Source organism: Enterobacter cloacae complex sp. ECNIH7, from assembly GCF_002208095.1.
Classification (GTDB): Bacteria; Pseudomonadota; Gammaproteobacteria; order Enterobacterales; family Enterobacteriaceae; genus Enterobacter; species Enterobacter cloacae_M.
Genome location: NZ_CP017990.1, coordinates 4586525 through 4612322 on the forward strand (window position 1 = coordinate 4586525; position 25798 = coordinate 4612322).

The 25798-nt window shown below is 53.8% G+C and carries 28 protein-coding genes and 2 tRNA genes; 9 read left to right on the top strand and 21 right to left on the bottom strand.

What is annotated here, in order from left to right:
* Nucleotides 1-9: 9 nt before the first annotated feature.
* The 3 genes from nusA to WM95_RS22865 form a co-directional block, all read right to left on the bottom strand.
* The gene (nusA, locus tag WM95_RS22855; protein ID WP_003861798.1) at nucleotides 10-1512 is read right to left on the bottom strand and encodes a transcription termination factor NusA; all 1503 of its coding nucleotides are present in this window, start codon (nucleotides 1510-1512) and stop codon (nucleotides 10-12) included.
* Nucleotides 1513-1540: 28 nt separating this feature from the next.
* Entirely contained in the window at nucleotides 1541-1993 is a 453-nt protein-coding gene (rimP, locus tag WM95_RS22860) for a ribosome maturation factor RimP (RefSeq protein ID WP_014833432.1), read from the bottom strand.
* Between the two features lie 207 nt (nucleotides 1994-2200).
* Nucleotides 2201-2277 (bottom strand) — tRNA-Met (locus tag WM95_RS22865).
* Between the two features lie 287 nt (nucleotides 2278-2564).
* Here WM95_RS22865 and argG point away from each other — a divergent pair.
* The gene (gene argG / locus WM95_RS22870; protein ID WP_023309336.1) at nucleotides 2565-3911 is read left to right on the top strand and encodes an argininosuccinate synthase; all 1347 of its coding nucleotides are present in this window, start codon (nucleotides 2565-2567) and stop codon (nucleotides 3909-3911) included.
* 185 nt (nucleotides 3912-4096) lie between these two features.
* Here the strand turns inward: argG and WM95_RS22875 are convergent.
* The 6 genes from WM95_RS22875 to rlmE form a co-directional block, all read right to left on the bottom strand.
* A tRNA-Leu gene (locus tag WM95_RS22875) sits at nucleotides 4097-4183 on the bottom strand.
* A 9-nt stretch (nucleotides 4184-4192) separates the two neighbouring features.
* Entirely contained in the window at nucleotides 4193-4525 is a 333-nt protein-coding gene (gene secG / locus WM95_RS22880) for a preprotein translocase subunit SecG (protein ID WP_023309338.1), read from the bottom strand.
* A gap of 223 nt (nucleotides 4526-4748) precedes the next feature.
* Nucleotides 4749-6086 carry a phosphoglucosamine mutase gene (gene glmM, locus WM95_RS22885; RefSeq protein ID WP_023309339.1) on the bottom strand — a complete coding sequence of 446 codons (1338 nt, stop codon included), beginning with the start codon at nucleotides 6084-6086 and terminating at the stop codon, nucleotides 4749-4751.
* A complete protein-coding gene (gene folP, locus WM95_RS22890) occupies nucleotides 6079-6927 on the bottom strand; it encodes a dihydropteroate synthase (protein WP_063409200.1) in 849 nt (282 codons plus the stop codon). The genes glmM and folP overlap by 8 nt, the downstream gene beginning before the upstream one ends.
* Before the next feature lie 98 nt (nucleotides 6928-7025).
* The gene (ftsH, locus tag WM95_RS22895; protein ID WP_029739626.1) at nucleotides 7026-8960 is read right to left on the bottom strand and encodes an ATP-dependent zinc metalloprotease FtsH; all 1935 of its coding nucleotides are present in this window, start codon (nucleotides 8958-8960) and stop codon (nucleotides 7026-7028) included.
* Nucleotides 8961-9062: 102 nt separating this feature from the next.
* Nucleotides 9063-9689 carry a 23S rRNA (uridine(2552)-2'-O)-methyltransferase RlmE gene (rlmE, locus tag WM95_RS22900; RefSeq protein WP_003861812.1) on the bottom strand — a complete coding sequence of 209 codons (627 nt, stop codon included), beginning with the start codon at nucleotides 9687-9689 and terminating at the stop codon, nucleotides 9063-9065.
* A gap of 127 nt (nucleotides 9690-9816) precedes the next feature.
* Between rlmE and yhbY the strand changes: the two genes are divergently transcribed.
* Nucleotides 9817-10110, top strand: a complete 294-nt coding sequence (yhbY, locus tag WM95_RS22905) for a ribosome assembly RNA-binding protein YhbY (RefSeq protein WP_003861814.1) — start codon at nucleotides 9817-9819, stop codon at nucleotides 10108-10110.
* Between the two features lie 151 nt (nucleotides 10111-10261).
* Here the strand turns inward: yhbY and greA are convergent, their stop codons facing one another.
* Nucleotides 10262-10738: a transcription elongation factor GreA gene (gene greA, locus WM95_RS22910; protein ID WP_014171793.1), complete on the bottom strand. Its 477-nt coding sequence runs from the start codon at nucleotides 10736-10738 to the stop codon at nucleotides 10262-10264.
* A 228-nt stretch (nucleotides 10739-10966) separates the two neighbouring features.
* On the opposite strand from greA, the gene dacB reads away from it, so the two are divergent.
* From dacB to pmrB, 3 genes are read left to right on the top strand one after another with little or no spacing between them, the layout of a single operon-like run.
* Nucleotides 10967-12400: a serine-type D-Ala-D-Ala carboxypeptidase gene (gene dacB / locus WM95_RS22915; RefSeq protein WP_063409199.1), complete on the top strand. Its 1434-nt coding sequence runs from the start codon at nucleotides 10967-10969 to the stop codon at nucleotides 12398-12400.
* Nucleotides 12401-12402: 2 nt separating this feature from the next.
* The gene (pmrA, locus tag WM95_RS22920; RefSeq protein ID WP_023309343.1) at nucleotides 12403-13065 is read left to right on the top strand and encodes a two-component system response regulator PmrA; all 663 of its coding nucleotides are present in this window, start codon (nucleotides 12403-12405) and stop codon (nucleotides 13063-13065) included.
* The gene (pmrB, locus tag WM95_RS22925) at nucleotides 13062-14105 is read left to right on the top strand and encodes a two-component system sensor histidine kinase PmrB (protein WP_059445466.1); all 1044 of its coding nucleotides are present in this window, start codon (nucleotides 13062-13064) and stop codon (nucleotides 14103-14105) included. Before pmrA ends, pmrB begins: the two co-directional genes overlap by 4 nt.
* Before the next feature lie 34 nt (nucleotides 14106-14139).
* Here the strand turns inward: pmrB and cgtA are convergent, their stop codons facing one another.
* The 4 genes from cgtA to rplU all read right to left on the bottom strand — a co-directional run bounded on the left by cgtA (nucleotide 14140) and on the right by rplU (nucleotide 16981).
* Nucleotides 14140-15315: an Obg family GTPase CgtA gene (cgtA, locus tag WM95_RS22930; protein WP_023309345.1), complete on the bottom strand. Its 1176-nt coding sequence runs from the start codon at nucleotides 15313-15315 to the stop codon at nucleotides 14140-14142.
* A gap of 15 nt (nucleotides 15316-15330) precedes the next feature.
* Nucleotides 15331-16296 carry a DMT family transporter gene (locus tag WM95_RS22935; RefSeq protein ID WP_023309346.1) on the bottom strand — a complete coding sequence of 322 codons (966 nt, stop codon included), beginning with the start codon at nucleotides 16294-16296 and terminating at the stop codon, nucleotides 15331-15333.
* A 96-nt stretch (nucleotides 16297-16392) separates the two neighbouring features.
* On the bottom strand, nucleotides 16393-16650 hold the full coding sequence (gene rpmA / locus WM95_RS22940; RefSeq protein ID WP_004385076.1) for a 50S ribosomal protein L27: 258 nt from the start codon (nucleotides 16648-16650) through the stop codon (nucleotides 16393-16395).
* A gap of 19 nt (nucleotides 16651-16669) precedes the next feature.
* Nucleotides 16670-16981 carry a 50S ribosomal protein L21 gene (rplU, locus tag WM95_RS22945; RefSeq protein ID WP_003025032.1) on the bottom strand — a complete coding sequence of 104 codons (312 nt, stop codon included), beginning with the start codon at nucleotides 16979-16981 and terminating at the stop codon, nucleotides 16670-16672.
* Nucleotides 16982-17238: 257 nt separating this feature from the next.
* Here rplU and ispB point away from each other — a divergent pair, with 257 nt between their 5' ends.
* Both ispB and sfsB read left to right on the top strand, forming a co-directional pair.
* Nucleotides 17239-18210, top strand: a complete 972-nt coding sequence (gene ispB, locus WM95_RS22950) for an octaprenyl diphosphate synthase (protein ID WP_045355402.1) — start codon at nucleotides 17239-17241, stop codon at nucleotides 18208-18210.
* Nucleotides 18211-18439: 229 nt separating this feature from the next.
* Complete coding sequence (gene sfsB / locus WM95_RS22955; RefSeq protein WP_023309348.1) at nucleotides 18440-18727, top strand: DNA-binding transcriptional regulator SfsB; 288 nt, start codon at nucleotides 18440-18442, stop codon at nucleotides 18725-18727.
* A 60-nt stretch (nucleotides 18728-18787) separates the two neighbouring features.
* Here sfsB and murA read toward each other — a convergent pair whose 3' ends face one another.
* From murA to mlaF, 7 genes are all read right to left on the bottom strand, one after another.
* Nucleotides 18788-20047 (bottom strand): UDP-N-acetylglucosamine 1-carboxyvinyltransferase, encoded by a 1260-nt coding sequence (murA, locus tag WM95_RS22960; RefSeq protein ID WP_063409198.1) that lies wholly within the window; start codon nucleotides 20045-20047, stop codon nucleotides 18788-18790.
* 50 nt (nucleotides 20048-20097) lie between these two features.
* Nucleotides 20098-20352 carry a BolA family iron metabolism protein IbaG gene (gene ibaG, locus WM95_RS22965; protein WP_008501458.1) on the bottom strand — a complete coding sequence of 85 codons (255 nt, stop codon included), beginning with the start codon at nucleotides 20350-20352 and terminating at the stop codon, nucleotides 20098-20100.
* 126 nt (nucleotides 20353-20478) lie between these two features.
* A complete protein-coding gene (gene mlaB / locus WM95_RS22970) occupies nucleotides 20479-20772 on the bottom strand; it encodes a lipid asymmetry maintenance protein MlaB (protein ID WP_023309350.1) in 294 nt (97 codons plus the stop codon).
* A complete protein-coding gene (gene mlaC, locus WM95_RS22975) occupies nucleotides 20772-21407 on the bottom strand; it encodes a phospholipid-binding protein MlaC (RefSeq protein WP_063409197.1) in 636 nt (211 codons plus the stop codon). The genes mlaB and mlaC overlap by 1 nt, the downstream gene beginning before the upstream one ends.
* An 18-nt stretch (nucleotides 21408-21425) precedes the next feature.
* The gene (mlaD, locus tag WM95_RS22980) at nucleotides 21426-21974 is read right to left on the bottom strand and encodes an outer membrane lipid asymmetry maintenance protein MlaD (protein ID WP_008501455.1); all 549 of its coding nucleotides are present in this window, start codon (nucleotides 21972-21974) and stop codon (nucleotides 21426-21428) included.
* Nucleotides 21975-21978: 4 nt separating this feature from the next.
* The gene (mlaE, locus tag WM95_RS22985) at nucleotides 21979-22761 is read right to left on the bottom strand and encodes a lipid asymmetry maintenance ABC transporter permease subunit MlaE (RefSeq protein WP_010436044.1); all 783 of its coding nucleotides are present in this window, start codon (nucleotides 22759-22761) and stop codon (nucleotides 21979-21981) included.
* Nucleotides 22762-22768: 7 nt separating this feature from the next.
* Nucleotides 22769-23581 carry a phospholipid ABC transporter ATP-binding protein MlaF gene (gene mlaF, locus WM95_RS22990; RefSeq protein ID WP_063409196.1) on the bottom strand — a complete coding sequence of 271 codons (813 nt, stop codon included), beginning with the start codon at nucleotides 23579-23581 and terminating at the stop codon, nucleotides 22769-22771.
* A 227-nt stretch (nucleotides 23582-23808) separates the two neighbouring features.
* On the opposite strand from mlaF, the gene WM95_RS22995 reads away from it, so the two are divergent.
* Nucleotides 23809-24786, top strand: coding sequence for a calcium/sodium antiporter (locus tag WM95_RS22995; RefSeq protein WP_032642374.1), 978 nt, complete (start codon nucleotides 23809-23811; stop codon nucleotides 24784-24786).
* Between the two features lie 13 nt (nucleotides 24787-24799).
* Entirely contained in the window at nucleotides 24800-25786 is a 987-nt protein-coding gene (gene kdsD / locus WM95_RS23000) for an arabinose-5-phosphate isomerase KdsD (RefSeq protein WP_023309355.1), read from the top strand.
* Nucleotides 25787-25798: the final 12 nt, after the last annotated feature.

Here is a 25798-nt window from a genome sequence, read left to right on the forward strand (position 1 = left end):
TACAGTTTATTACGCTTCGTCGCCGAACCAGCAAATATTACGTGCGGCCATGATGAGCTCGCCGGCTTTCTCGTCGGTTAAACCTTCGATATCAGCCAGGTCATCAACGCCTTGCTCAGCGAGATCTTCCAGCGTACAAACACCACGGGCAGCCAGCTTGAACGCAATCGCACGATCAAGACCTTCCAGATTCAGCAGGTCATCAGCCGGCTTCTTATCGCCAAGGCTTTCTTCCTGAGCCAGTGCCAGGGTGGTCAGTGCGTTTTTAGCGCGTTCACGCAGGGCTTCAACGGTTGGTTCATCCAGACCGTCAATTTCCAGCAGCTCTTTCATTGGCACATAGGCCAGTTCTTCCAGCGTAGAGAATCCTTCTTCAACCAGAACAGTGGCGAAGTCTTCGTCAATATCCAGGTATTTAGTGAAGGTATCGATCGCCGCATGGGCTTCAGCCTGATGCTTAGCCTGCAGGTCATCAACGGTCATTACGTTGAGTTCCCAGCCGCTCAGCTGTGACGCCAGGCGTACGTTCTGACCGTTACGGCCGATTGCCTGCGCCAGGTTGCCCGCTTCAACAGCGATATCCATGGTGTGTTTGTCTTCGTCAACAACGATAGACGCCACATCAGCTGGAGCCATTGCGTTGATCACGAACTGCGCCGGGTTGTCATCCCACAGAACGATATCAATACGTTCGCCGCCCAGCTCAGTAGAAACTGCCTGGACACGCGCACCGCGCATACCGACGCAAGCACCGACCGGGTCGATACGCTTGTCGTTGGTTTTCACCGCAATTTTCGCACGGGAGCCCGGATCGCGAGCCGCCGCTTTAATTTCGATAACTTCTTCACCGATTTCCGGCACTTCGATACGGAACAGTTCTACCAGCATTTCTGGTTTAGAACGGGTCACGAAGAGCTGTGCACCACGCGCTTCAGGGCGTACCGCGTACAGAACGCCGCGAATACGGTCGCCCGGGCGGAAGTTTTCACGCGGCAGCATATCTTCACGCAGGATCACGGCTTCAGCGTTACCCGGCAACCCTTCGGATTTGATCTCGAGGGAGATGTTGTCGCGGTTCACTTTCTTCACCACGCCGGTAATGATTTCGCCTTCCTGATCGCGGAACTGATCGACAACCAGCGCGCGCTCGGCTTCGCGCACTTTCTGCACGATAACCTGTTTAGCGGTCTGGGTGGTGATACGGTCGAAGGTCACAGATTCGATCTGATCTTCAACGTAGTCACCCACGTTCAGACTTTCGTCTTCAAAACGGGCGGCTTCCAGCGTGATCTCTTTAGTCGGCTGGGTCACTTCTTCAACGATTACCCAACGACGGAATGTATCGAAGTCACCGCTTTTACGATCGATTTCTACGCGAACATCGATCTCTTGTTCATATTTTTTCTTGGTTGCTGTAGCCAGTGCACTTTCCAGCGCTTCGAAAATCTTCTCACGCGGCAGTGATTTCTCGTTGGAGACGGCTTCAACAACAGCCAAAATTTCTTTGTTCATCGCGGGCTTTTCACCTCAATCCAGACTGTTAAAAGTGGGGAACCAGGTTCGCCTTCTGGATATTACTCAGCGCGAACACTTCATCTTTGCCTTCGACTGTCACCGTGATCATTTCACCATCAACGGCTTTGATAATTCCCTGCCATTTACGGCGGTTCTGTACGGCCATACGCAGAACGAGAGCCACTTCTTCACCGGTAAAGCGCACATAGTGCTCGGCCGTGAACATCGGGCGATCGAGGCCAGGTGAGGAAACTTCCAGGTTGTACGCAACGGTAATCGGGTCTTCAACATCAAGAACCGCACTCACCTGGTGGCTGACATCAGCACAATCATCAACATTGATGCCATCTTCACTATCAATATAGATGCGCAGCGTCGATGTACGGCCGCGAACGAATTCGATGCCGACCAGTTCGTAGCCCAGTGCTTCGACCGGTGCAGTAATCATCTCTGTTAATTTTTGCTCTAATGTGGACAAGCCCACCCCCAAGACATAAAAAAAGGGCGTAAAGCCCAGTTATTCTGTAGTCAGATAACAAAAAACCCCGATAAATCGGGGCTTTAGATAACTGAACCCTATAGCCACAACTGTGGCCTGGAGCACTTTCCGAAAGAATTTTTTCAAATCCAGCTACGAAGGCTCTAAGTCTTCACAGTATATTTGAAAAAGAACTTTATGGGAAAGTGGTTGCGGGGGCCGGATTTGAACCGACGACCTTCGGGTTATGAGCCCGACGAGCTACCAGGCTGCTCCACCCCGCGCCTGAAACGTGGCAAATTCTACGCGTTTTGGACAGAATTTGCAAATAATGCTGGGATTTGGTACCGAAGACGGGACGTAAAATCGGCGTTTAGTATATTGATAGTTGACCCCACCTGTCAACCCAACTTCCGCCAGATCAATTAGACCAAAATTTTTACAAAAAACGCACGACTCTCTTCCGGTCTTCGCCAAAAGATGATTAAATGAATACTCACTTATTTTGCATAAAAATGCACAAGAGAGCGAAAGCGGTCTCTAATCAGTCAATCAAGCAGGGTTTTATTCTATGACGACGATTCTCAAGCATCTTCCGGTTGGACAACGTATTGGCATCGCTTTCTCAGGTGGCCTGGATACCAGCGCTGCACTACTGTGGATGCGCCAGAAGGGAGCGGTTCCGTACGCCTATACCGCGAACCTGGGTCAGCCGGATGAGGACGACTATGATGCCATTCCTCGTCGCGCTAAAGAGTATGGTGCAGAGAACGCGCGCCTGATTGACTGCCGTAAGCAACTTGTCGCTGAAGGTATCGCGGCTATTCAGTGCGGTGCGTTCCATAACACCACCGGCGGCCTGACCTATTTCAACACCACCCCGCTGGGCCGTGCGGTCACCGGCACCATGCTGGTTGCGGCGATGAAAGAAGACGGCGTCAACATCTGGGGTGACGGCAGTACCTATAAAGGCAACGATATTGAGCGTTTCTATCGTTATGGCCTGCTGACCAACGCCGAACTGCAGATCTACAAGCCGTGGCTGGATACCGACTTCATCGACGAGCTGGGTGGCCGCCATGAGATGTCCGAGTTTATGATCGCCTGCGGTTTCGACTATAAGATGTCTGTCGAGAAAGCTTACTCCACTGACTCCAACATGCTGGGTGCGACGCACGAAGCGAAAGACCTGGAATTCCTGAACTCAAGCGTGAAGATCGTTAACCCGATCATGGGCGTGAAGTTCTGGGACGAGAACGTCAAAATCCAGGCTGAAGAAGTGACAGTACGTTTCGAACGTGGTCATCCGGTTGCGCTGAACGGCAAAACCTTCTCTGATGATGTTGAGCTGATGCTGGAAGCGAACCGTATTGGCGGTCGTCACGGCCTGGGCATGAGCGATCAGATTGAAAACCGCATCATCGAAGCGAAAAGCCGCGGCATCTATGAAGCCCCGGGAATGGCGCTGCTGCACATCGCTTACGAGCGTCTGCTGACCGGCATTCACAACGAAGACACCATTGAGCAGTATCACTCTCATGGCCGTCAGCTGGGTAAACTGCTGTATCAGGGCCGCTGGTTCGATCCACAGGCGCTGATGCTGCGCGATGCGCTGCAGCGTTGGGTGGCAAGCGCAATCACCGGCGAAGTGACGCTGGAGCTGCGTCGCGGTAACGACTACTCCATCCTGAACACCGTGTCTGACAACCTGACCTATAAAGCAGAGCGTCTGACCATGGAGAAAGGTGAATCCGTGTTCTCGCCGGACGATCGTATCGGTCAGCTGACTATGCGTAACCTGGACATCACCGATACCCGCGAGAAGCTGTTCAACTATGTTGAGAATGGCCTGCTCTCCGCGAATTCCGGTAACGGTCTGCCGCAGGTTGAAAACCTGGAGCACAGCGATAAGAAGTAATCGCTGATATAACGTGTAAAAGGCGTCCTATGGACGCCTTTTTTGTGGACTTTCGTAGGGCGGGTAAGCGCAGCGTCACCCGCCATTTTGCCCGGTGGCGTTGCGCTTAACGGGCCTACAAAACCACACCTCAGAATATGCAGACGAAAAAAAAGACGTCTTTCGACGTCTTTCTTCTGGAATATTGGTACCGAGGATGGGACTCGAACCCACAAGCCCGTTAGGGCACTACCACCTCAAGGTAGCGTGTCTACCAATTCCACCACCTCGGTACAGAATACTTAGTGCGGGATATCGCTGGTTGGCTTAGCCGGTGCAGCTGGCTGAGTCTGCTCAGTTTTTGCTGGCGCGCTCAGATTTTCCCACTCGCTTCCTTTGCTGGTCTTGTTGCTGTTGATATTGCCAAGCACCAGACTGATGATGAAGAACAGCGTAGCCAGAATCGCCGTTGTGCGGGTCATGAAGTTCGCAGAACCACTTGAACCGAACAGCGTACCGGAAGCGCCTGCTCCGAAGGAGGCTCCCATATCAGCGCCTTTACCTTGCTGCAGCATAATCAGCGCTACGAGAGCGATGGCTACAATAAGGAAAACAACTAAAAGAGCTTCGTACATAATCAACCTGTTCCTTGCGGATTTGCCGCATACCAATGCTTCGACCAATTAGCAGGATTTTTGTTTCCCACTGAAGCGGGTGTGAATACTAACCAAAGCGAATGACCTTCGCAAGGGCATTTTTGACGCATTGTATCAACTGCGGAAAAAAACAGCAAAAAGCCATTAATTGCTTAAAACAAAGGCGACAAAAGCCGCCTTTTTATACATTTAGCTTGCACAATTATGCAGCTTTCACAGCATCCGCAATACGGTGTGCAAATTCGGTTACCTGCGCTTCGTCTTCACCTTCCACCATCACGCGGATCAGCGGTTCAGTACCGGACTTACGCAGCAGCACACGCCCACGATTGCCCAGGGCCGCTTCAACGTCAGCCATCACCGCTTTGACGTTCTCGTTTTCCAGCGGATCGCCTTTACCGGCAGTGAAGCGTACGTTTACCAGAATCTGAGGGAACATTTTCATCCCGCTGCACAGATCGTGCAGGCTCATATGGTTGCGCGCCATCGCGGCAACCACCTGCAGCGCGGCCACGATACCGTCACCGGTGGTGGTTTTATCGAGCAGGATCACGTGACCCGAGTTTTCTGCGCCGATGCGCCAGCCCTTCTCCTGCAGTTTTTCCAGCACATAGCGGTCACCCACTTTCGCGCGGACAAACGGAATACCGAGCTGTTTCAGCGCCAGTTCCAGGCCCATGTTACTCATCAGCGTGCCCACCGCACCGCCGCGCAGCTGGCCCTGACGCAGGCCCTCACGGGCAATGATGTAGAGGATCTGATCGCCGTCGACCTTGTTACCTTCGTGGTCGACCATGATCACGCGGTCGCCGTCGCCGTCCAGCGCAATACCCAGGTCGGCTTTCTCTGCCAGAACACGCGCCTGCAGGGCACGAACGTCAGTTGCCCCCACCTGCTCGTTAATGTTCAGACCATCCGGCTCGCAGCCAATGGTGATGACTTTCGCACCCAGTTCGCGGAAGACATTCGGGGCGATGTGATAGGTCGCGCCATTAGCACAGTCCACCACAATTTTGAGGTGAGCCAGGCTCAGCTCATTCGGGAAGGTGCCTTTACAGAATTCGATATAACGGCCCGCCGCATCAACGATACGGTTCGCTTTACCCAGCTCTGCGGAATCAACGCAGGTGATCTCTTTTTCCATTTCGGCTTCAATGGCTTCTTCCACGTCATCCGGGAGCTTGGTGCCGTCAATGGAGAAGAATTTAATGCCGTTGTCGTAGAACGGGTTGTGAGAAGCTGAGATAACAATCCCCGCTTCCGCACGGAAGGTACGCGTCAGATACGCGACTGCAGGCGTTGGCATTGGGCCCGTAAAGGACGCGGACAGTCCAGCCGCCGCCAGACCCGCTTCCAGCGCTGATTCCAGCATATAGCCGGAAATACGGGTGTCTTTACCGATAATGATCTTACGGGAACCATGACGCGCCAGCACTTTGCCAGCAGCCCAGCCGAGCTTCAGGACAAAATCAGGGGTGATGGGAGCATCGCCTACACGCCCACGGATACCATCGGTACCAAAATACTTACGATTACTCATAGCGTTTGTTTTCCTTCGCTGCCAGTGTGGCTTCCACCACACGCATGGCTTCTACTGTTTCTTTAACGTCATGGACACGAATAATGTGCGCGCCCTGCATCGCCGCAATCACCGCGCAGGCCAGGCTGCCGCTCAGGCGTTCGCTCGGCCCCACGTTCAGCAACTGCCCAATCATCGACTTTCTCGACATCCCCACCAGCAGCGGCAGGTCAAAGTGATGGAATTCCGATAAGCGCGCGAGCAACGCATAATTGTGGGAGAGATTTTTACCGAAACCGAACCCCGGGTCGAGCAACAATTTCTCTTTTGAGATACCTGCACGTTCGCAGCGCGCAATATGTTCAATAAAGAAGCGATTCACGTCGGCAAAGACATCATCATACTTCGGTGCTTCCTGCATGGTTTTCGGCTGACCCTGCATATGCATTAGGCATACCGGTAACCCGGTCTTTGCCGCGGCTTCCAGTGCCCCAGGCTCGGTGAGTGAACGAATATCATTGATAATGTGAGCGCCCACTCTCGCCACTTCACGAATCACTTCGGGTTTAGAGGTATCAACGGAGATCCATACTTCAAACCGCTGCGCGATAGCTTCAACCACCGGCACCACGCGCGCCAGCTCTTCTTCCACAGACACGTCCGCCGCACCAGGACGCGTCGATTCGCCGCCCACGTCAATAATGGTGGCGCCCGCATTAATCATTAAATTCGCGTGCTTAACCGCCTCGATAAGCGTGTTATGCGTGCCGCCGTCTGAGAAAGAGTCAGGGGTAACATTCAGGATCCCCATCACATGGGGATGTGAAAGATCGAGATGCGAGTCCTGAGCGAATAATTTCATGGCGAAATCCCTGGTATCTATATCGTTAAACACAAATGAAAAACCCCGGAGCAAGCTCCAGGGTTTGAGTTACAGACAAACGCTTCAACAGCAGTGGCTTACTTATCGCCCAACTGTTCTGACATGGTGTTGCCCGGATTTGGCGTACGCGGTTCATCAACCGGACGCGGCGCACGCGGGGTGCCATTATTGTCAGAATTATTGGAAGCGCCTGGGTCTTCCCAGCCTGCCGGCGGACGTACTTCGCGGCGCGCCATCAGGTCGTCAATCTGCGGTGCATCGATGGTCTCATATTTCATGAGCGCATCTTTCATCGAATGCAGGATGTCCATATTGTCGGTCAGGATCTGGCGTGCACGTGCGTAGTTACGCTCTACCAGAGATTTTACTTCCTGATCGATGATACGAGCCGTCTCATCGGACATATGTTTCGCTTTAGCCACAGAACGGCCCAGGAATACTTCACCCTCTTCCTCTGCATACAGCAGCGGACCGAGTTTGTCGGAGAAGCCCCACTGCGTCACCATGTTACGCGCCAGGTTTGTCGCAACTTTAATGTCGTTGGACGCACCGGTAGAAACATGTTCCACACCGTAGATAATCTCTTCTGCCAGACGACCGCCGTACAGGGTCGAAATCTGGCTTTCCAGCTTCTGACGGCTGGCGCTGATCGCGTCGCCTTCAGGCAGGAAGAAAGTCACACCCAGCGCACGACCGCGCGGAATAATCGTCACTTTATGCACCGGATCGTGTTCCGGCACGAGGCGACCGATAATCGCGTGACCCGCTTCGTGGTATGCCGTGGACTCTTTCTGCGCTTCCGTCATCACCATAGAGCGACGTTCCGCGCCCATCATGATTTTGTCTTTCGCTTTCTCAAACTCCACCATAGATACGACGCGCTTGTTACCGCGAGCGGCAAACAGAGCAGCTTCGTTGACCAGGTTCGCCAGGTCCGCACCGGAGAAGCCAGGAGTACCGCGCGCAATGATTGCCGCGTCGATATCTGGCGCCAGCGGTACGCGACGCATGTGAACTTTCAGAATCTGTTCACGACCGCGAACGTCCGGCAGACCCACAACAACCTGACGGTCGAAACGGCCTGGACGCAGCAGCGCAGGGTCAAGTACGTCCGGACGGTTAGTCGCCGCGATAACGATGATACCTTCGTTACCTTCGAAGCCGTCCATCTCAACTAGCATCTGGTTCAGCGTCTGTTCACGTTCATCATGACCACCGCCCAGGCCTGCGCCACGCTGGCGGCCCACGGCGTCGATTTCATCGATGAAGATAATGCACGGTGCTGCCTTCTTGGCCTGCTCGAACATGTCACGTACACGAGATGCACCGACACCCACGAACATTTCGACGAAGTCAGAACCTGAAATAGTAAAGAACGGCACCTTCGCTTCACCTGCGATGGCTTTCGCCAGCAGGGTTTTACCGGTACCCGGAGGGCCAACCATCAGCACGCCTTTCGGGATCTTACCGCCCAGCTTCTGGAAACGGCTCGGTTCACGCAGGTATTCAACCAGTTCACCCACCTCTTCTTTCGCTTCGTCACAACCGGCGACGTCAGCGAAAGTAGTCTTGATCTGGTCTTCCGTCAGCATACGCGCCTTGCTCTTACCGAACGACATGGCACCTTTGCCACCGCCGCCCTGCATCTGACGCATAAAGAAGATCCAGACGCCAATAAGAAGCAGCATCGGGAACCAGGAAATGAAGATAGAAGCCAGCAGGCTTGGTTCTTCTGGCGGCTCACCTACCACCTTGACGTTTTTGGTCAGAAGGTTATCAAGCAGCTTAGGATCGTTCACCGGGATGTAAGTCGTGTAACGGTTACTATCTTTCTTGGTAACGTTGATCTCACGTCCGTTGATACGCGCTTCGCGAACCTGGTCCTGATTGACCTCCTGCAGGAAGGTAGAATAATCCACCTTGCGGCCATTCGACTCGCTGGGCCCAAAGCTCTGGAATACTGACATCAGCACAACGGCAATGACCAGCCAGAGTATTAGGTTTTTCGCCATGTCACTCAAGGGATTAACCTCATATTACAACTGTGTTAAAAACAGCGTCAGGATACTCTATATCCAGTTTCATTCAAACTTTCGCCTGAAATCTACCGGTTATCATTTTCGCCCGGTCGCTACAATATACACTTCTCGGGAACGGGCCCGGGAAGAGTCCGGCTTACGAACTTTAACCTTCGCAAACAGGGAGCGAATTTCCTTAAGATACTCCTCGAAACCTTCGCCCTGAAACACCTTCACAACAAAACTACCACCAGGCGCTAGTACATCACGACACATTTCTAACGCTAGCTCCACCAGATACATGGCGCGGGGGATATCCACCGCCGGTGTTCCGCACATATTTGGTGCCATATCTGACATGACAACCTGGACCTTACTGTCACCTACACGATCAAGTAACGCTTTCAGCACTAATTCATCACGAAAGTCGCCCTGAAGGAAGTCGACACCGACGATGGGATCCATTGGTAAAAGATCGCACGCGATGATTCGGCCCGTTCCGCCGATCTGCGTTACCGCATACTGGGACCATCCGCCAGGTGCCGCACCGAGGTCAACAACCGTCATCCCCGGCTTAAAAAGTTTGTCACTTTGCTGTATTTCATCAAGTTTAAACCAGGCACGGGAACGCAACCCCTTTTTCTGTGCCTGTTGAACATATTTATCGCTAAAGTGTTCCTGAAGCCAGCGGCTGGAGCTGGCAGAACGCTTTTTACCTGTCATTTAACATTTCCGTCCTGGTTCATCGTTACCTGCCTGTGACGTAAATTTCTACGCAGCTATTTGGCGATATAAGGGAGATGGCGGTAGAATGAACCGTTTTCAATCCCAACGTAAGCAAAAATATACGATGAATCTGAGTACTAAACAAAAACAGCACCTTAAAGGTCTGGCACATCCGCTCAAGCCTGTAGTGATGCTTGGCAACAATGGTTTGACCGAAGGGGTGCTTGCCGAGATTGAACAAGCGCTGGAACACCACGAGCTGATCAAGGTGAAAATCGCCTCTGAAGACAGAGACACTAAAAACCTGATCGTGGAAGCCATCGTGCGCGAAACCGGCGCCTGTAATGTACAGGTCATCGGTAAAACGCTGGTGCTCTACCGCCCATCTAAAGAGCGTAAAATCTCGCTGCCACGCTAAGGATATCCTGAATTAAACACATTTTCTGTGTGAAACGAGGGATTTCTGTCAGCAGGCGAGCAAAATGCCATGCTCCTTGAGTTGATAAAAGGCCGCTATGCGGCCTTTTTCTTTTCTTTACAATGTATCAACATCTTAGTAGAGAAGCGAATTACAGGTATTCAACCTTGATAATTTCGTATTCCACTTCACCGCCAGGGGTGCGGATGGTGACAACATCGTCCTGCTCTTTGCCAATCAGGCCGCGAGCAATCGGAGAGTTCACTGAAATCAGGTTCTGTTTGAAGTCAGCTTCATCATCACCCACGATGCGATAGGTCTGCTCTTCGTCGTTGTCCAGGTTCAGCACGGTAACGGTAGAACCAAAGATCACACGCCCGTTGTTAGGCATTTTGGTGATATCAATAACCTGTGCATTGGACAGTTTTGCTTCGATATCTTTAATACGCCCTTCACAGAAGCCCTGCTGCTCACGCGCGGCGTGGTATTCAGCGTTCTCTTTCAGGTCGCCATGCTCGCGCGCATCCGCGATAGCGGCGATGATTTCAGGGCGACGCACGGATTTCAGAAAATCCAGCTCTTCGCGCAGTTTTTCGGCACCACGTAAGGTCATCGGAATAGCTTGCATTTGTTATACCTCTTAAACATTCCTGTTGGGAGCAGTGTTCCCTGCTCCTGCCCCCCTAAGCGGGCAAGAAGCAAAAAGAAAACCGACCCGGGAGCAATGCCCCAGGTCAGCAGCAATTTTTCAGTTTGATACGCATTTTACCGCGAAGTTCACTATGGGTCATCGTTTACTTTGCAGTGCCATGCACCGTAGTATGACGGTTTGTTTTCGGGTTGTTAGCGCGAGATTATGCGATTTTCCAGATTTATCATCGGATTGACTACCAGTATAACGTTCACCACCCAGGCCGCGAATGTTGATGAGTACATTAATCAGCTCCCCGCAGGCGCGAACCTCGCCCTGATGGTGCAGAAGGTTGGCGCACAGGCTCCCGAGATTGACTATCACAGTCAACAGATGGCGCTGCCTGCCAGTACCCAAAAGGTGATCACCGCCCTCGCCGCCCTGCTCCAGCTCGGCCCTGATTTCCGTTTTACGACCACACTCGAGACCAAAGGTAACGTCGAGGGAGGCGCACTGAAAGGCGATCTTATCGCCCGTTTTGGCGGCGATCCGACCTTTAAGCGCCAGGATATCCGCAATATGGTTGCGGTACTGAAAAAATCTGGCGTACAGAAAATTGATGGCAATGTGCTGATCGACACATCCATCTTTGCCAGCCACGATAAAGCCCCGGGCTGGCCGTGGAACGACATGACACAATGTTTTAGCGCCCCGCCCGCCGCAGCAATCGTTGACCGTAACTGCTTCTCGGTTTCGCTTTACAGCGCACCAAAGCCGGATGATTTAGCGTTTATCCGCATAGCGTCCTACTACCCGGTCACCATGTTCAGCCAGGTCCGCACGCTGGCGAAAGGCTCCCCGGATGCGCAATATTGTGAGCTGGACGTCGTGCCAGGGGATCTTAACCGCTTCACGCTTACCGGCTGCCTGACGCAGCGCGCCGATCCGCTGCCGCTGGCCTTTGCGATACAGGATGGTGCAAGCTATGCGGGTGCCATTTTGAAAGATGAACTGAAACAAGCGGGCATAACCTACACCGGCACGCTGCTTCGCCAGACGCAGGTTAACCAGCCCGGCACGGTCATCGCCAGCAAACAGTCTCCGCCGCTGCACGATTTACTGCGAATCATGCTGAAAAAGTCTGACAACATGATTGCCGACACCGTGTTCCGCATGATTGGCCACGCGCGTTTCGGCGTGCCGGGCACCTGGCGCGCGGGTTCAGACGCCGTTCGTCAGATCCTGCGCCAGCAGGCCGGGATCGAGCTGGGCAATACCATCGCCGTCGATGGCTCCGGATTATCGCGTCATAATTTGATCTCGCCGGCCACGATGATGCAGGTGCTTCAGTACATTGCACAGCATGACACTGAGCTAAACTTTATTTCAATGCTGCCGCTGGCCGGGCATGACGGTTCGCTGCAGTATCGCGCCGGGCTTCACGCTGCCGGCGTGGATGGCAAAGTATCCGCTAAGACAGGCTCGCTGCAGGGGGTTTACAACCTTGCAGGCTTTATCACTACGGCCAGCGGACAACGCATGGCATTCGTGCAGTATCTTTCCGGCTATGCCGTCGAACCGGCCGACCAGCGCAATCGTCGTATTCCGCTTGTTCGCTTCGAAAGCAGGCTCTATAAGGACATCTACCAGAATAACTAGCGATGAAACTACTTATAGTTGAAGACGATCTGTTATTGCAGGAAGGGCTGGCGCTGGGGCTGGCCAATGAAGGCTATGCTCTCGACTGCGCTGGCACCGCAGCGGAGGCGGACTCTCTGATCCAGAGCGGGGAATACAGCCTGGTGATCCTCGATTTGGGCTTGCCAGATAAAGACGGCGCCACGCTGCTCAGTCAGTGGCGACGTCGCGGTATCGCCAACCCGGTATTGATCCTGACGGCACGCGATGCCATTGAGGATCGTATCACCGGCCTCGACGCAGGCGCAGATGATTACCTGGTGAAGCCTTTTGCGCTTGCGGAGCTGCAGGCCCGGGTACGAGCGTTGATTCGCCGTTATCTGGGCCATAGTGATAACTTACTGACCGACGGCGATATTACGCTGAATTTGCAAACCCAGCAGGTACTGCGCCGTGACCAGGCTGTAGAGGTGACGCCAAAAGAGTTCGCCCTGCTTACGCGTCTGATCATGCGCAGCGGGCAAACGGTGCACAGAGAAACGCTCCAGCAGGATATCTACTCCTGGCAGGACGACCCGGGGTCAAATACCCTTGAAGTTCACATTCACAACCTGCGTCGCAAGCTCGGCAAGGACAGAATCAAAACCGTCCGTGGCGTTGGCTATCGCCTTGAGAGCCAGAAATGAACAGCATGCGTCGGCGTTTGATGGTGCTGCTGGCGGTTATTCTCTTATTTTTCCAGCTGATAAGCGTCATCTGGCTGTGGCATGAAAGCCGTGAGCAGATTGGTTTTCTGGTGAATGAAACGCTGTCGGCAAAAGCCCGCAATAACCATGTCGAAAAAGAGATCCGCGAGGCGATTGCTTCCCTTCTCGTACCTTCTCTGGTGATGGTCGGTTTCACACTCCTGTTTTCATTCTGGGCGGTCACCTGGATAACCCGACCGCTGAATAAACTGCGTGACAGCCTGGCTAACCGTTCGGCGGATAACTTAACTCCGCTTCCTATGTATTCCGACATGGAAGAAATAGGCGCGGTGACAACCTCCCTGAACCAGCTGCTCGCCCGGCTGGACAATACCATTCAGCAGGAGCGTTTCTTCACCGCTGACGCCGCACACGAGCTTCGAACGCCCCTTGCCGGTATCCGGCTTCATCTGGAGCTTATGGCGCAGTCAGGCGCACCACAGGCCGCGACGTTAATTAGCCGTATCGATCAGCTCATGCATACCGTTGAGCAGCTGCTGATGCTGGCCCGTGCCGGACAGGCAATGGCCAGCGGACACTACGAAACCGTGAGCTGGACTGAAAATATCATTGAACCTCTCGGCCTGGGCCATGAAGCCAAAGAGCATACGGTGATTTGGCCTGCTAAAAGCGCGCTTACGGTTCAGGGAGATGCCGTGCTCCTGCGTCTGATGCTGCGCAACCTGCTGGAGAATGCCGGGCGCTACAGCCCGGCAGGGACAACGATTACAGTGACATTAACCGGGGTCGACGGGGGAACGCAGATTAGCGTGATCGATCAGGGGCCCGGTATTGATGAAGCGCACCGACAGTCAATTACCGAGCCATTCCGCCGTCTTGACCAGCGCTACGGTGGCAGCGGTCTGGGCCTGAGTATCGTGCAGCGCATCGTGCAGCTCCACCACGGCAGGTTGACGCTTGAGAATGGCGCTGAAGGTGGTTTGATCGCCAGCTGCTGGCTGCCCGCAACGCTGGAATAAAAAAAGCCCCCATAATGGGGGCTTTGGACAGATATTAGTGCTTGTAGATAAACTCGACGCCTTCTTCGTCGTCTTCATCCCAGTCATCGTCCCAGTCTTCATCATCTTCTTCCGCTTCCAGCTCTTCGAGCTGCTGACGGTGGTAGTCATCCCACATGAATTCGACTTTTTCAGGCTGTTTCGCTTCTTCCGCCTGAACAATTGGGTTCTCAATGATGAAGGTCATCACATCCCAGCACAGATCTTTCACGCCAACCTGGCTTGCCGCAGAGATCAGGTAGTATTTATCTTCCCAACCCATTGCTTCAGCAATCGCTTTCGCTTTCGCTTCCGCTTCGGCTTTGTCCATCAGGTCGATTTTGTTGAAGACCAGCCAGCGTGGTTTATTCGCCAGCTTTTCGCTGTATTTTTCCAGCTCGCCAACGATGATGCGGGCGTTTTCAACCGGATCGGAACCGTCGATAGGATCGATATCGATAAGGTGCAGCAGCACGCGGCAGCGCTCAAGGTGTTTCAGGAAGCGAATACCCAGACCCGCGCCTTCCGCAGCGCCTTCAATCAGACCCGGAATATCGGCAACCACAAAGCTCTTCTCGTTATCCATACGGACAACGCCCAGGCTTGGTACCAGCGTGGTAAACGGATAGTCCGCCACTTTTGGTTTCGCCGCAGAAACGGCGCGAATGAACGTCGATTTCCCGGCGTTTGGCATACCCAGCATGCCCACGTCTGCCAGAAGCATCAGCTCCAGCTGCAGATCGCGCTTATCACCCGGCGTACCCATCGTTTTCTGACGCGGTGTACGGTTAACGGAGGATTTGAAACGGCTGTTACCCAGACCGTGCCAGCCGCCTTTCGCCACCATCAGGCGCTGACCGTGTTTGGTCATGTCACCCATGGTTTCACCGGTTCCCTGGTCAATCACACGCGTACCGACCGGAACTTTAATGGTTACGTCTTTACCGCGTTTCCCGGTACAGTCACGGCTCTGGCCGTTCTGGCCACGTTCAGCACGGAAGGATTTTTCGAAACGGTAGTCGATCAGCGTGTTGAGGTTCTCATCCGCCTCCAGCCACACGTCACCACCATCCCCGCCATCGCCGCCGTCAGGACCGCCACGTGGGATATACTTTTCACGGCGGAAGCTCACGCAACCATTGCCGCCATCACCAGCCACGACCAGGATCGTCGCTTCATCAACAAACTTCATTTTACTCTCCGTAACTCATTCGCCTGAGCGGGGGACTACTACAACCGCTTCATTTTTGCGCCAACGTCCCCAAAGACGATGACCAATGGCGGAATACATCGCGCCCGCAACCACGACAAACGCACCGAGATAGCCCAACAGGTTGAGCATCGGTCTGACGAAGACATCGGGCCAGGCCATTGATAACAAATCTGAAAATAACAGCGTAAACAGCGGAGTAAGCGTAATTAACGCGCTCACCTGTGCTGCCTGCCAGCGCGCCATCGCTTCGGCCAGCGCGCCATAACCGACCAGCGTGTTCAGCCCACAAAAAATGAGGCACGCCAGTTGCCAGTCGCTAAGCTGGGAAATCACACCCGGCTTTGCTAATGGCAGCAATGCTATTGTACACAAAGTGTACAGTAAAAAGAGGATCTGCTGTGAGGCAAGACGACGCAATAACACCTTTTGTGCGACGCCATAGCTCACCCAGACCGTTGCTGCCCCCACACCAAAAATTACACCCCATGTGTAATCCGTCAGGCGGGTGAAAATCTCTATCAGACTGGTGTTGAAGAACATCACCAGACCGCACAACAACATGCTCGCCCCGATAATCTGCGTACCACGCATCTTTTCCTTGAGGATAAAGACGCTGGCGACCATCATGCCCACCGGTGAAAGCTGACCTATCACCTGCGACGCCGTGGGGCTGAGATATTGCAGGGAAGAGCTGAACAGGATGAAGTTACCGAACAGACCGCCCGTCGCGATAGCCAGCAATACCAGCCAGCGCGGTTTGCGGAAAAGCCGCAAGGGTGGAAGCTTACCTTTGATAGCCAGAATGGCCCCGAGGCCGATGCTTGCCATCAGAAAGCGATAAAAGACCACCGTAGGCGGCTCCATCACTTCCAGAACCTGCTTCATTGCAATTGGCAGCGCACCCCAGCACATTGCGGTAGTGAGCGCCAAAAGAATACCAATGCCGGCCTGCTGCTTCATGCCCGTTTTCCCTACAGAAAAAATTACCGGGTTTCCAATGTAAAAAGCCCCGCAACAGGTTGCGGGGCTTTAATCCGTTACCGGACCGAGAAAACCTTACTCAGCAACGATGCTGATGTATTTACGGTTGTTCGGGCCTTTAACTTCAAATTTCACTTTACCGTCTGCTTTAGCAAACAGAGTGTGGTCACGACCGCAACCTACGTTGTTGCCAGCGTGGAATTTGGTACCACGTTGACGAACGATGATGCTACCCGCCAGAACGGATTCGCCACCGAAACGCTTAACGCCAAGACGTTTAGCTTCTGAATCGCGACCGTTACGTGTGGAGCCGCCAGCCTTTTTATGTGCCATTTAAATCTCTCCTCAGGTCTTAGGCGCTGATGCCAGTAATTTTCACATCAGTGAACCACTGACGGTGGCCCTGCTGCTTACGGTAGTGCTTACGACGACGAAACTTAACGATTTTAACTTTCTCGCCACGACCGTGTGCAACAACTTCAGCTTTGATAACGCCGCCATCAACGAAAGGAACGCCGATTTTGACTTCTTCACCGTTTGCGATCATCAGAACTTCTGCGAACTCAACAGATTCGCCAGTTGCGATGTCCAGCTTTTCCAGGCGAACGGTCTGACCTTCGCTTACTCGGTGTTGTTTACCACCACTTTGGAAAACCGCGTACATATAAACTCCGCTTCCGCGCACATCCTCGTATGAATCAGAGTGCGCTATAAATATTCACAATAGGGCGCGAATATTACGCAAAACGCGAGCCTTTGACAAGTGCTACCGTCAATACATGAAGAAAAAAAACACAACACGTACGGTAACGTTTATCTGTGCCGTTTTTTCAGTACAATCAGCACTACTATTGATAAACCGAAACCCTTCGTTACCCCATTGAAGATGGGATCAACAGGATAAAAAGCCCGGCTTTTGCGATGAATTTAGAAAAAATCAACGAGTTAACCGCGCAAGATATGGCGGGTGTGAATGCAGCAATCCTGGAGCAACTCAACTCTGACGTTCAGTTGATCAATCAGTTGGGCTATTACATCGTCAGCGGCGGCGGTAAACGCATTCGTCCGATGATTGCCATTCTGGCTGCCAGAGCCGTTGGCTATCAGGGAAATGCTCACATCACTATCGCAGCGCTCATCGAATTTATTCACACGGCGACGCTTCTGCATGACGATGTTGTGGATGAATCGGATATGCGTCGTGGCAAAGCCACGGCAAACGCCGCTTTCGGAAACGCAGCCAGCGTCCTGGTGGGGGATTTTATCTATACCCGTGCCTTCCAGATGATGACCAGCCTGGGCTCACTGAAAGTGCTGGAAGTGATGTCCGAAGCCGTAAACGTCATTGCTGAAGGCGAAGTGCTGCAGCTGATGAACGTCAACGACCCTGACATTACCGAAGAAAACTACATGCGCGTCATCTACAGCAAAACTGCGCGCCTCTTTGAAGCGGCTGCTCAGTGTTCCGGCATTCTGGCCGACTGTACCGAAGCACAGGAAAAAGGCCTGCAGGACTATGGCCGCTATCTGGGTACGGCATTCCAGCTGATTGATGATTTGCTGGACTACAGTGCGGACGGCGAGACGCTCGGCAAAAACGTGGGCGATGACCTGAACGAAGGCAAACCAACTCTGCCGCTGCTTCATGCTATGCGCAATGGAACAGCCGACCAGGCGAAAATGATCCGTGAAGCGATTGAGCAGGGAAATGGCCGCCATCTTCTGGAACCTGTACTGGAAACCATGGCTATCTGCGGATCGCTGGAATGGACGCGTCAGCGTGCGGAAGAAGAAGCCGACAAAGCCATCGAAGCGCTTCAGGTCATTCCAGACAGCCCATGGCGCGATGCACTGATTGGTCTTGCTCACATCGCCGTTCAGCGCGACCGTTAATCCCCTTGTTTCTCCCCGCAGCGATAGCGGGGAGATTCCAGTACACACCTGTAAATTCCGTGTTCATGTAAATTCATCGGTTTAGAGACCGCATGAATAAAGCCGTGTCTTATTCTGAATATCCCTTCAAGTAACGCGAACTTTTTAGAACAAGAAGTTGAAATGGGTATAGTAACCGCGTCGTTTCAGAAGAAACGGCGTAGGTGAATCCGAACTTAAGGACGGCGTTATGGATACGAAATTTATCGACTGGCACACGGCTGATATTATTGCCGCACTGCGCAAAAGAGGCACTTCACTGGCAGCAGAGTCCCGCCGCCATGGACTGAGTTCTTCAACTCTGGCAAACGCCCTCACCCGCCCCTGGCCCAAGGGAGAATTAATTATCGCGACGGCGCTGGATACGCATCCGTGGGTAATTTGGCCTTCGCGCTACCACGATCCCATTACCCATGAATTTATCGACAGATCGCGCATGATTCGCCAGAGAAAGGTAAAAAGAGAACCGCAGGAATAACGCGTTTTTGACAGGAACAGCAACCCCCCGGTCATTGCTGGCAGGGGGCTGCCGGAACGATTACTCGCCCTTCACACGCTCGATGTTGGCACCCAGCGCGCGCAGTTTATCTTCGATACGCTCATAACCACGATCGATGTGATAGATACGATCCACGATGGTTGTACCTTCCGCGATACAACCCGCCAGCACCAGGCTTGCAGACGCACGCAGATCGGTTGCCATCACCTGAGCACCTGACAGTTTCTCAACGCCGTGGCAGATCACGGTATTACTTTCGATCTCAGCATGCGCGCCCATACGGATCAGCTCCGGTACGTGCATAAAGCGGTTCTCGAAAATGGTTTCTGTGATGAAGCCAGTACCTTCGGCAACCAGGTTCAACAGGGTGAACTGTGCCTGCATGTCCGTAGGGAACGCCGGATGCGGCGCCGTACGCACATTTACCGCTTTTGGACGCTGCCCGTGCATATCAAGGCTGATCCAGTCTTCGCCCATTTCGATATCCGCACCCGCATCGCGCAGTTTCGCCAGCACCGCATCCAGGGTATCTGGCTGCGCGTTGCGACAAACAATCTTCCCGCCGGAAATCGCCGCAGCGACCAGGAAGGTACCGGTTTCGATACGGTCCGGCAGTACGCGATAGACACCGCCGCCCAGACGCTCAACGCCTTCGATGGTGATACGGTCGGTGCCCTGACCTGAAATCTTCGCCCCCAGCGCCACGAGGAAGTTGGCGGTATCCACAATCTCCGGTTCGCGCGCGGCGTTTTCGATGATGGTAGTACCTTCTGCCAGCGTCGCCGCAGACATAATGGTGACAGTTGCGCCCACGCTCACTTTGTCCATGACGATGTGCGCGCCTTTCAGACGACCATTAACGGACGCTTTAACGTAACCTTCTTCCAGCTTGATCTCGGCGCCCAGTTTTTCCAGACCAAAGATGTGCAGGTCAACCGGACGCGCACCGATAGCGCAGCCGCCCGGCAGAGAGACCTGACCCTGACCAAAACGCGCTACCAGCGGGCCAAGCGCCCAGATGGATGCACGCATGGTTTTCACCAGATCGTAAGGGGCTGAAAAGTTGTTCACCTTGCTGGCGTCGATCCAGACGGAACCGTTACGCTCAACTTTCGTGCCCAACTGGGTGAGCAGCTTCATGGTGGTGTCGATATCTTTCAGCTTCGGTACGTTCTGAATTTCTACCGGCTCTTCAGCCAGCAGCGCAGCAAAGAGGATTGGCAGCGCGGCGTTTTTAGCGCCAGAAATTGTGACTTCGCCCTGGAGACGCGTTGGCCCCTGTACACGAAATTTATCCATTGTGTGCTCTCTTATAAATTCAACCGTGCTGCGGGCCTGTCGCCCTCAGCTCAAAAACCGTTTAGTTTGCGATCGCGTGCCCACTCTTGCGGGGTGAACGCTTTAATCGACAGGGCGTGGATGCGGTTATCCGCAATATATTCCATCAGCGGCGCGTACACAGCCTGCTGTTTCTTCACGCGGCTCATACCGTCGAACATCTCACCCACAGCAATAACCTGGAAGTGACTGCCATCGCCAGTGACGTGGGCTTCCTGAAGGGAGAGTGCATTCATCAGCACTGTCTGGATTTCATGATTTTCCATGGGCTCTTAATCATCTGATAGTGAAAACAAGCCCAACATCTTAGAGCAAAGTGGCGTTGTCTTAAACAAGCAAAAAGCCCCGACGATGAAACAGTCAGGGCTTTCGGAAGTAACGCACTGAAAATATTAACGAGGCAGTACGTCCTGAGGGAGATTGTAGAGCTGCGCAAGGGTCACGACATTATCGCTCGCGCCGTGAAGCGTGACGCTTGTCCCCTGCTTTTTCCCCACGGCAATCAGATGGGCAAGCAGCGCAACACCTGCCGTATCTACCCGCGTGACGTCTGTCAAATCGATAAGCGTCACGCCCTGCATCGCTTCGTGGCGTTTGTCCCACAGTGGGTTCAGCAGATCCTGATCCAGTTCACCGGACAGCTTTAATGTCTCGCCTTCACGCGACCAGCTGAGTTGCTGTGACATTACTTCTTCTCGTCCAGGGTAATTTTCTGGCGAGAGATAGACTGCAGCTGAGCGGTCAGGCCATCAATGCCTTTGGTGCGCAGCAGGTCGCTCCATTCGTTCTGTTTGGTGGTGATCATGCTTACCCCTTCGGCAATCATGTCATACGCCTGCCAGTTACCGGTCTGGCTGTTTTTACGCCACTGGAAATCCAGACGAACCGGCGGACGACCGTTAGGATCGATGATCGTCACACGGATAGGGACGATGGTCGCATCGCCCAGCGGCTGCTCAGGCGCAATCTGATAGGTCTGGCCGTGGTACATCGCCAGCGCCTGGCCATAAGCCTGTTTCAGGTATTCACGGAACGCGGCAAAGTAGGCATCACGCTGCGCAGGGGTCGCGTCTTTGTAATAACGTCCCAGCACCAGCGCACCCGCATATTTAATCTGCACGTACGGCAGCAGCTCCTGGTCAACAACTTCACGCAGATAATCAGGATTAGCACGAATTTTAGGCTGTTCGTTTTTAAGACGGTCGAAGGTCTTTTTCGCCGCTTCGTCCATCAGTTTGTACGGGTTACTCTGATCCGCAGCGTGGGCGGCGGTTAGAGGGGCGATGACCAGCATGGCAACCATTAACAGTCGTTTAAACATGAATGACTTCTCCTGATATTAATTCGCAGCACCTGGGGTCGGCGCGGCATTGGTATGGTCTTCACTCTGCGCAGGGGCATTGTCAGACTTTTTATCATCCCCTTTACTGTTGTAAAGGAACTGACCAATCATATCTTCCAGCACCATGGCGGACTTGGTGTCCTGGATCACGCTCCCGTCCTTAAGGATAGTCGTTCCCAGCTCGGGGTCTTCAAAACCGACGTTAAGCGCCAGATATTGTTCGCCCAGCAGACCGGAAGTGCGGATAGAAAGGGAGCTGGTGTCCGGAATGTGGTTGTAACGCTCTTCGATATCCATCGCGACGCGTGGCAGATAGGTTTTCTCATCCAGCGTAATGTCAGATACGCGTCCGATCACCACGCCGCCGATGCGAACCGGTGAACGCGCCTTCAGCCCGCCGATGTTATCGAAGGTGGCATAGATGCGATACGTCGGCTCGGTGCGCACAGACGTGATATCCGCCGCTCTCAGGCAGATAAACAGTGCGGCCAGCAGCGCCAGCAGCAGGAATACACCGACCCAAATTTCATTTTTTCTCGTTTGCATGAACTCAATTCCCAAACATCAGTGCGGTGAGCACAAAATCCAGACCCAGTACGGCCAGCGACGAATGTACGACTGTACGTGTTGTTGCGCGGCTAATGCCCGCCGACGTCGGGATGGCATCGTATCCATTGAACAATGCAATCCAGGTGACCGTAATGGCAAATACCACGCTTTTAATCAGGCAGTTAACCAGATCCATCCGCAGGTCGATGGCGTCCTGCATCGCGGACCAGAAGAAACCGGCATCAATGCCTTTCCAGTGCACGCCAACCAGCGAACCGCCCCAGATACCCACGGCGACAAACAGAATAGTCAGTAACGGTAAAGAGATCACCCCAGCCCAGAAACGCGGCGAGATCACGCGACGCAGCGGATCGACCGCCATCATCTCCATGCTGGAGAGCTGCTCGGTCGCACGCATCAGGCCAATTTCAGCCGTTAATGCCGACCCCGCACGCCCGGCGAACAGCAGCGCCGCCACAACCGGCCCCAGCTCGCGCAGCAGCGAGAGCGCTACCAGCATCCCAAGGCTGGTTTCTGCACTGTAGGTTGTCAGAACCAGATAGCCCTGCAGCCCAAGCACCATACCGATAAACAGACCGGAGACAATGATGATGAGCATCGACAGCACGCCGACATTATAAAGCTGCCGCACCAGCAGCGGTGCGTGCTTGCGGAATTCCGGCTTGCCGACCAGCGCGTTGAATAACATCAATCCGGCACGCCCGAACGTCCTGATGGTTTTTATGCCACGGTGTCCGAGAGCGGCCAACGCATTTAACAGCATGAGTGGCTTAACTCCCTATTCCCAGTAAATCGTCACGATAGTCGCACGCCGGGTAGCGGAACGGCACAGGGCCATCGGCAATACCGTCGAGGAACTGCCGCACGCGCGGATCGCAATTTTCCTGCAGCGCCTGAGCGCTGCCGTGTGCGACGATCTTTTTGTCCGCCACGATATAGGCGTAATCGGCAATGCTCAATACTTCAGGTACGTCGTGAGATACAACAATGCAGGTGACGCCAAGCGCGCTGTTCAGTTCAGAGATGAGCTTAACAAGCACGCCCATCGTGATGGGATCCTGTCCAACAAACGGTTCGTCGAACATGATTAAATCAGGTTCTAATGCAATGGCGCGTGCCAGCGCGGCGCGGCGCGCCATCCCGCCGGACAGCTCCGAAGGCATCAGCTTCGCGGCGCCCCGCAAACCGACGGCTTCGAGCTTCATCATCACCGTGCTTTTCAGCAGTTCAGGCGGCAGGCTGGTATGCTCGCGCAGCGGATAGGCCACGTTATCAAAGACATTCATGTCGGTGAACAAGGCTCCCGACTGAAAGAGCATGCTCATGCGTTTGCGGACAGTATACAGACGCGAGCGTGACATCTCCGGGATGTTTTCGCCATCGAAGAGGATTTCACCGCGATCGGGTGGGATTTGCCCACCAATGAGGCGCAGCAGGGTCGTTTTACCGATCCCGGACGGCCCCATGATGGCAGTGATCTTGCCACGCGGTACGGTCAATGAAATATCATCAAATATCAATCTGTTGGCGCGAGAAAAACTCACGCCGCGAACATCGACTAAATTCGCCATCGTTTGGCTCATTTATGGTTCCTTTATTACCCTGCTCACGTTAAGGCATGCCGCCTGAATCAGCCCTCAACTCTGCATTTTTACAGAATAATAGCCGTTGAGGTTAGCGAAAGCTGGCATTTGTTTTACTTTTCCGGCGCATAAAGTCAAAATTAGGAATTCGTTACGCCTCAGACTGTATGCAGTCCAGCCATTCCCGTGCGATGGACCGACGAGTATACCTGAAGAAAGGACTTTTGATGCTTTTAGCAACAGCACTGTTAATAATTGGTTTACTTTTGGTGGTCTACAGTGCTGACCGTTTAGTGTTTGCTGCATCTATCCTGTGTCGCCTGACGGGCGTACCGCCTGTCGTCATCGGGATGACCGTTGTCAGTGTGGGAACGTCACTTCCTGAAATCATCGTCTCTGTAACAGCATCGCTGCATGGTCAGTTAGACCTGGCAGTAGGCACCGCGATTGGCTCTAACATCGTCAATATACTCTTGATTTTAGGCCTGGCCGCACTGCTCCATCCATTTCGCGTGCATTCTGATGTTCTGCGCCGCGAATTGCCGCTAATGTTAATCGTAAGCCTGCTGGCAGGCTGCGTATTTTACGATGGTGTGCTGAGCTACAGCGACGGCATTTTCCTGCTGGCGCTGGCCGTTATTTGGCTGCTGTATAGTGTTAAAATCGCCCGTCTGGCTGAGAAGCAGGGTCAGGATAGCCTCACGCGGGAGCAGGTCGCCGAACTGCCGCGAGAAGGCACGCTGCCTGTTGCCCTGCTCTGGCTTGGCGTTGCGCTGATCATCATGCCTATGGCAACGCGCATGGTCGTGGATAACGCGACGGTGCTGGCGAACTATTTCGCCATCAGTGAACTGACCATTGGCCTGACGGTGATTGCCATCGGTACCAGCCTGCCGGAGCTGGCCACGGCCATTGCGGGGGCTCGTAAAGGTGAGGATGACATTGCCATAGGTAATATCATCGGTTCCAACATATTTAATATCGCCATTGTGATGGGCCTGCCGGCCCTGATTACGCCAGGGCCCTTTAATCCCCTGGCATTCTCACGCGACTACGGTGTGATGTTATTGGTCAGCGTGATATTTGCCCTGCTCTGCTGGCGGCGGCAACGACAGATCGGCAAAGGCGCAGGCGCGCTGCTGACGGGTGGATTTATCGTATGGATGGCGATGCTGTACTGGCTCTCGCCTCTTCTCTCTGGGTAAACGGAAACGCATTATGTCGCAAATAGAATTGCAGCCGGGTTTTGACTTTCAGAAAGCAGGCAAAGAGGTTCTGGAGATTGAACGTGAAGGTCTGGCGCAGTTAGATCAGTACATTAATCAGGATTTTAGTCTGGCATGTGAGAAGATGTTCTACTGTGCCGGCAAAGTCGTGGTGATGGGGATGGGTAAGTCCGGCCACATTGGACGCAAAATGGCGGCAACGTTTGCCAGCACCGGAACCTCTTCCTTCTTTGTACATCCGGGGGAAGCCGCGCACGGTGACCTGGGTATGGTCACGCCGCAGGATATCGTCATCGCGCTGTCCAACTCCGGGGAGTCCAATGAAATTCTGGCGCTGATCCCGGTACTGAAGCGACTGCAGGTGCCGCTTATTTGCATGACCAGCCGTCCGGAAAGCAGCATGGCGCGGGCGGCGGATATTCACCTGTGCGTGAAAGTGCCCAAGGAGGCCTGTCCGCTCGGCCTGGCGCCGACGTCCAGCACCACGGCCGCGCTGGTCATGGGTGATGCGCTTGCCGTCGCGCTGCTCGAAGCCCGCGGTTTTACGCCGGAGGATTTCGCACTTTCCCACCCCGGCGGTGCGCTGGGGCGCAAGCTTCTGCTTCGGGTTAACGATATTATGCACACCGGGGATGAGATCCCTCACGTCAGTAAAGAAGCCTCCCTGCGTGATGCGCTGCTGGAAATCACCCGTAAGAATCTGGGTATGACGGTCGTGTGCGACGGTCTGATGAAAATTCAGGGGATCTTCACCGATGGCGACCTGCGTCGCGTGTTCGACATGGGTGTAGATGTCCGCACGCTCGGCATTGCCGACGTGATGACGCCGGGCGGTATCCGCGTCCGTCCGGGTACGCTGGCGGTGGATGTGCTGAACCTGATGCAGTCCCGTCACATTACCTCAGTGATGGTTGCCGATGGCGACCAGTTGCTGGGTGTGGTACATATGCATGATCTGCTGCGCGCAGGCGTAGTGTAATGAAGGATAAGA

Coding starts and splice junctions, on each gene's coding strand:
- mlaD (WP_008501455.1), bottom strand. CDS start 21,974: ATGCAAACGAGAAAAAATGAAATTTGGGTCGGTGTATTCCTGCTGCTG.
- pmrA (WP_023309343.1), top strand. CDS start 12,403: ATGAAACTACTTATAGTTGAAGACGATCTGTTATTGCAGGAAGGGCTG.
- nusA (WP_003861798.1), bottom strand. CDS start 1,512: ATGAACAAAGAAATTTTGGCTGTTGTTGAAGCCGTCTCCAACGAGAAA.
- mlaB (WP_023309350.1), bottom strand. CDS start 20,772: ATGTCACAGCAACTCAGCTGGTCGCGTGAAGGCGAGACATTAAAGCTG.
- argG (WP_023309336.1), top strand. CDS start 2,565: ATGACGACGATTCTCAAGCATCTTCCGGTTGGACAACGTATTGGCATC.
- ibaG (WP_008501458.1), bottom strand. CDS start 20,352: ATGGAAAATCATGAAATCCAGACAGTGCTGATGAATGCACTCTCCCTT.
- yhbY (WP_003861814.1), top strand. CDS start 9,817: ATGAATCTGAGTACTAAACAAAAACAGCACCTTAAAGGTCTGGCACAT.
- sfsB (WP_023309348.1), top strand. CDS start 18,440: ATGGATACGAAATTTATCGACTGGCACACGGCTGATATTATTGCCGCA.
- cgtA (WP_023309345.1), bottom strand. CDS start 15,315: ATGAAGTTTGTTGATGAAGCGACGATCCTGGTCGTGGCTGGTGATGGC.
- glmM (WP_023309339.1), bottom strand. CDS start 6,086: ATGAGTAATCGTAAGTATTTTGGTACCGATGGTATCCGTGGGCGTGTA.
- murA (WP_063409198.1), bottom strand. CDS start 20,047: ATGGATAAATTTCGTGTACAGGGGCCAACGCGTCTCCAGGGCGAAGTC.
- rlmE (WP_003861812.1), bottom strand. CDS start 9,689: ATGACAGGTAAAAAGCGTTCTGCCAGCTCCAGCCGCTGGCTTCAGGAA.
- mlaE (WP_010436044.1), bottom strand. CDS start 22,761: ATGCTGTTAAATGCGTTGGCCGCTCTCGGACACCGTGGCATAAAAACC.
- greA (WP_014171793.1), bottom strand. CDS start 10,738: ATGCAAGCTATTCCGATGACCTTACGTGGTGCCGAAAAACTGCGCGAA.
- WM95_RS22935 (WP_023309346.1), bottom strand. CDS start 16,296: ATGAAGCAGCAGGCCGGCATTGGTATTCTTTTGGCGCTCACTACCGCA.
- mlaC (WP_063409197.1), bottom strand. CDS start 21,407: ATGTTTAAACGACTGTTAATGGTTGCCATGCTGGTCATCGCCCCTCTA.
- secG (WP_023309338.1), bottom strand. CDS start 4,525: ATGTACGAAGCTCTTTTAGTTGTTTTCCTTATTGTAGCCATCGCTCTC.
- WM95_RS22995 (WP_032642374.1), top strand. CDS start 23,809: ATGCTTTTAGCAACAGCACTGTTAATAATTGGTTTACTTTTGGTGGTC.
- kdsD (WP_023309355.1), top strand. CDS start 24,800: ATGTCGCAAATAGAATTGCAGCCGGGTTTTGACTTTCAGAAAGCAGGC.
- dacB (WP_063409199.1), top strand. CDS start 10,967: ATGCGATTTTCCAGATTTATCATCGGATTGACTACCAGTATAACGTTC.
- ispB (WP_045355402.1), top strand. CDS start 17,239: ATGAATTTAGAAAAAATCAACGAGTTAACCGCGCAAGATATGGCGGGT.
- folP (WP_063409200.1), bottom strand. CDS start 6,927: ATGAAATTATTCGCTCAGGACTCGCATCTCGATCTTTCACATCCCCAT.
- pmrB (WP_059445466.1), top strand. CDS start 13,062: ATGAACAGCATGCGTCGGCGTTTGATGGTGCTGCTGGCGGTTATTCTC.
- rpmA (WP_004385076.1), bottom strand. CDS start 16,650: ATGGCACATAAAAAGGCTGGCGGCTCCACACGTAACGGTCGCGATTCA.
- ftsH (WP_029739626.1), bottom strand. CDS start 8,960: ATGGCGAAAAACCTAATACTCTGGCTGGTCATTGCCGTTGTGCTGATG.
- rplU (WP_003025032.1), bottom strand. CDS start 16,981: ATGTACGCGGTTTTCCAAAGTGGTGGTAAACAACACCGAGTAAGCGAA.
- mlaF (WP_063409196.1), bottom strand. CDS start 23,581: ATGAGCCAAACGATGGCGAATTTAGTCGATGTTCGCGGCGTGAGTTTT.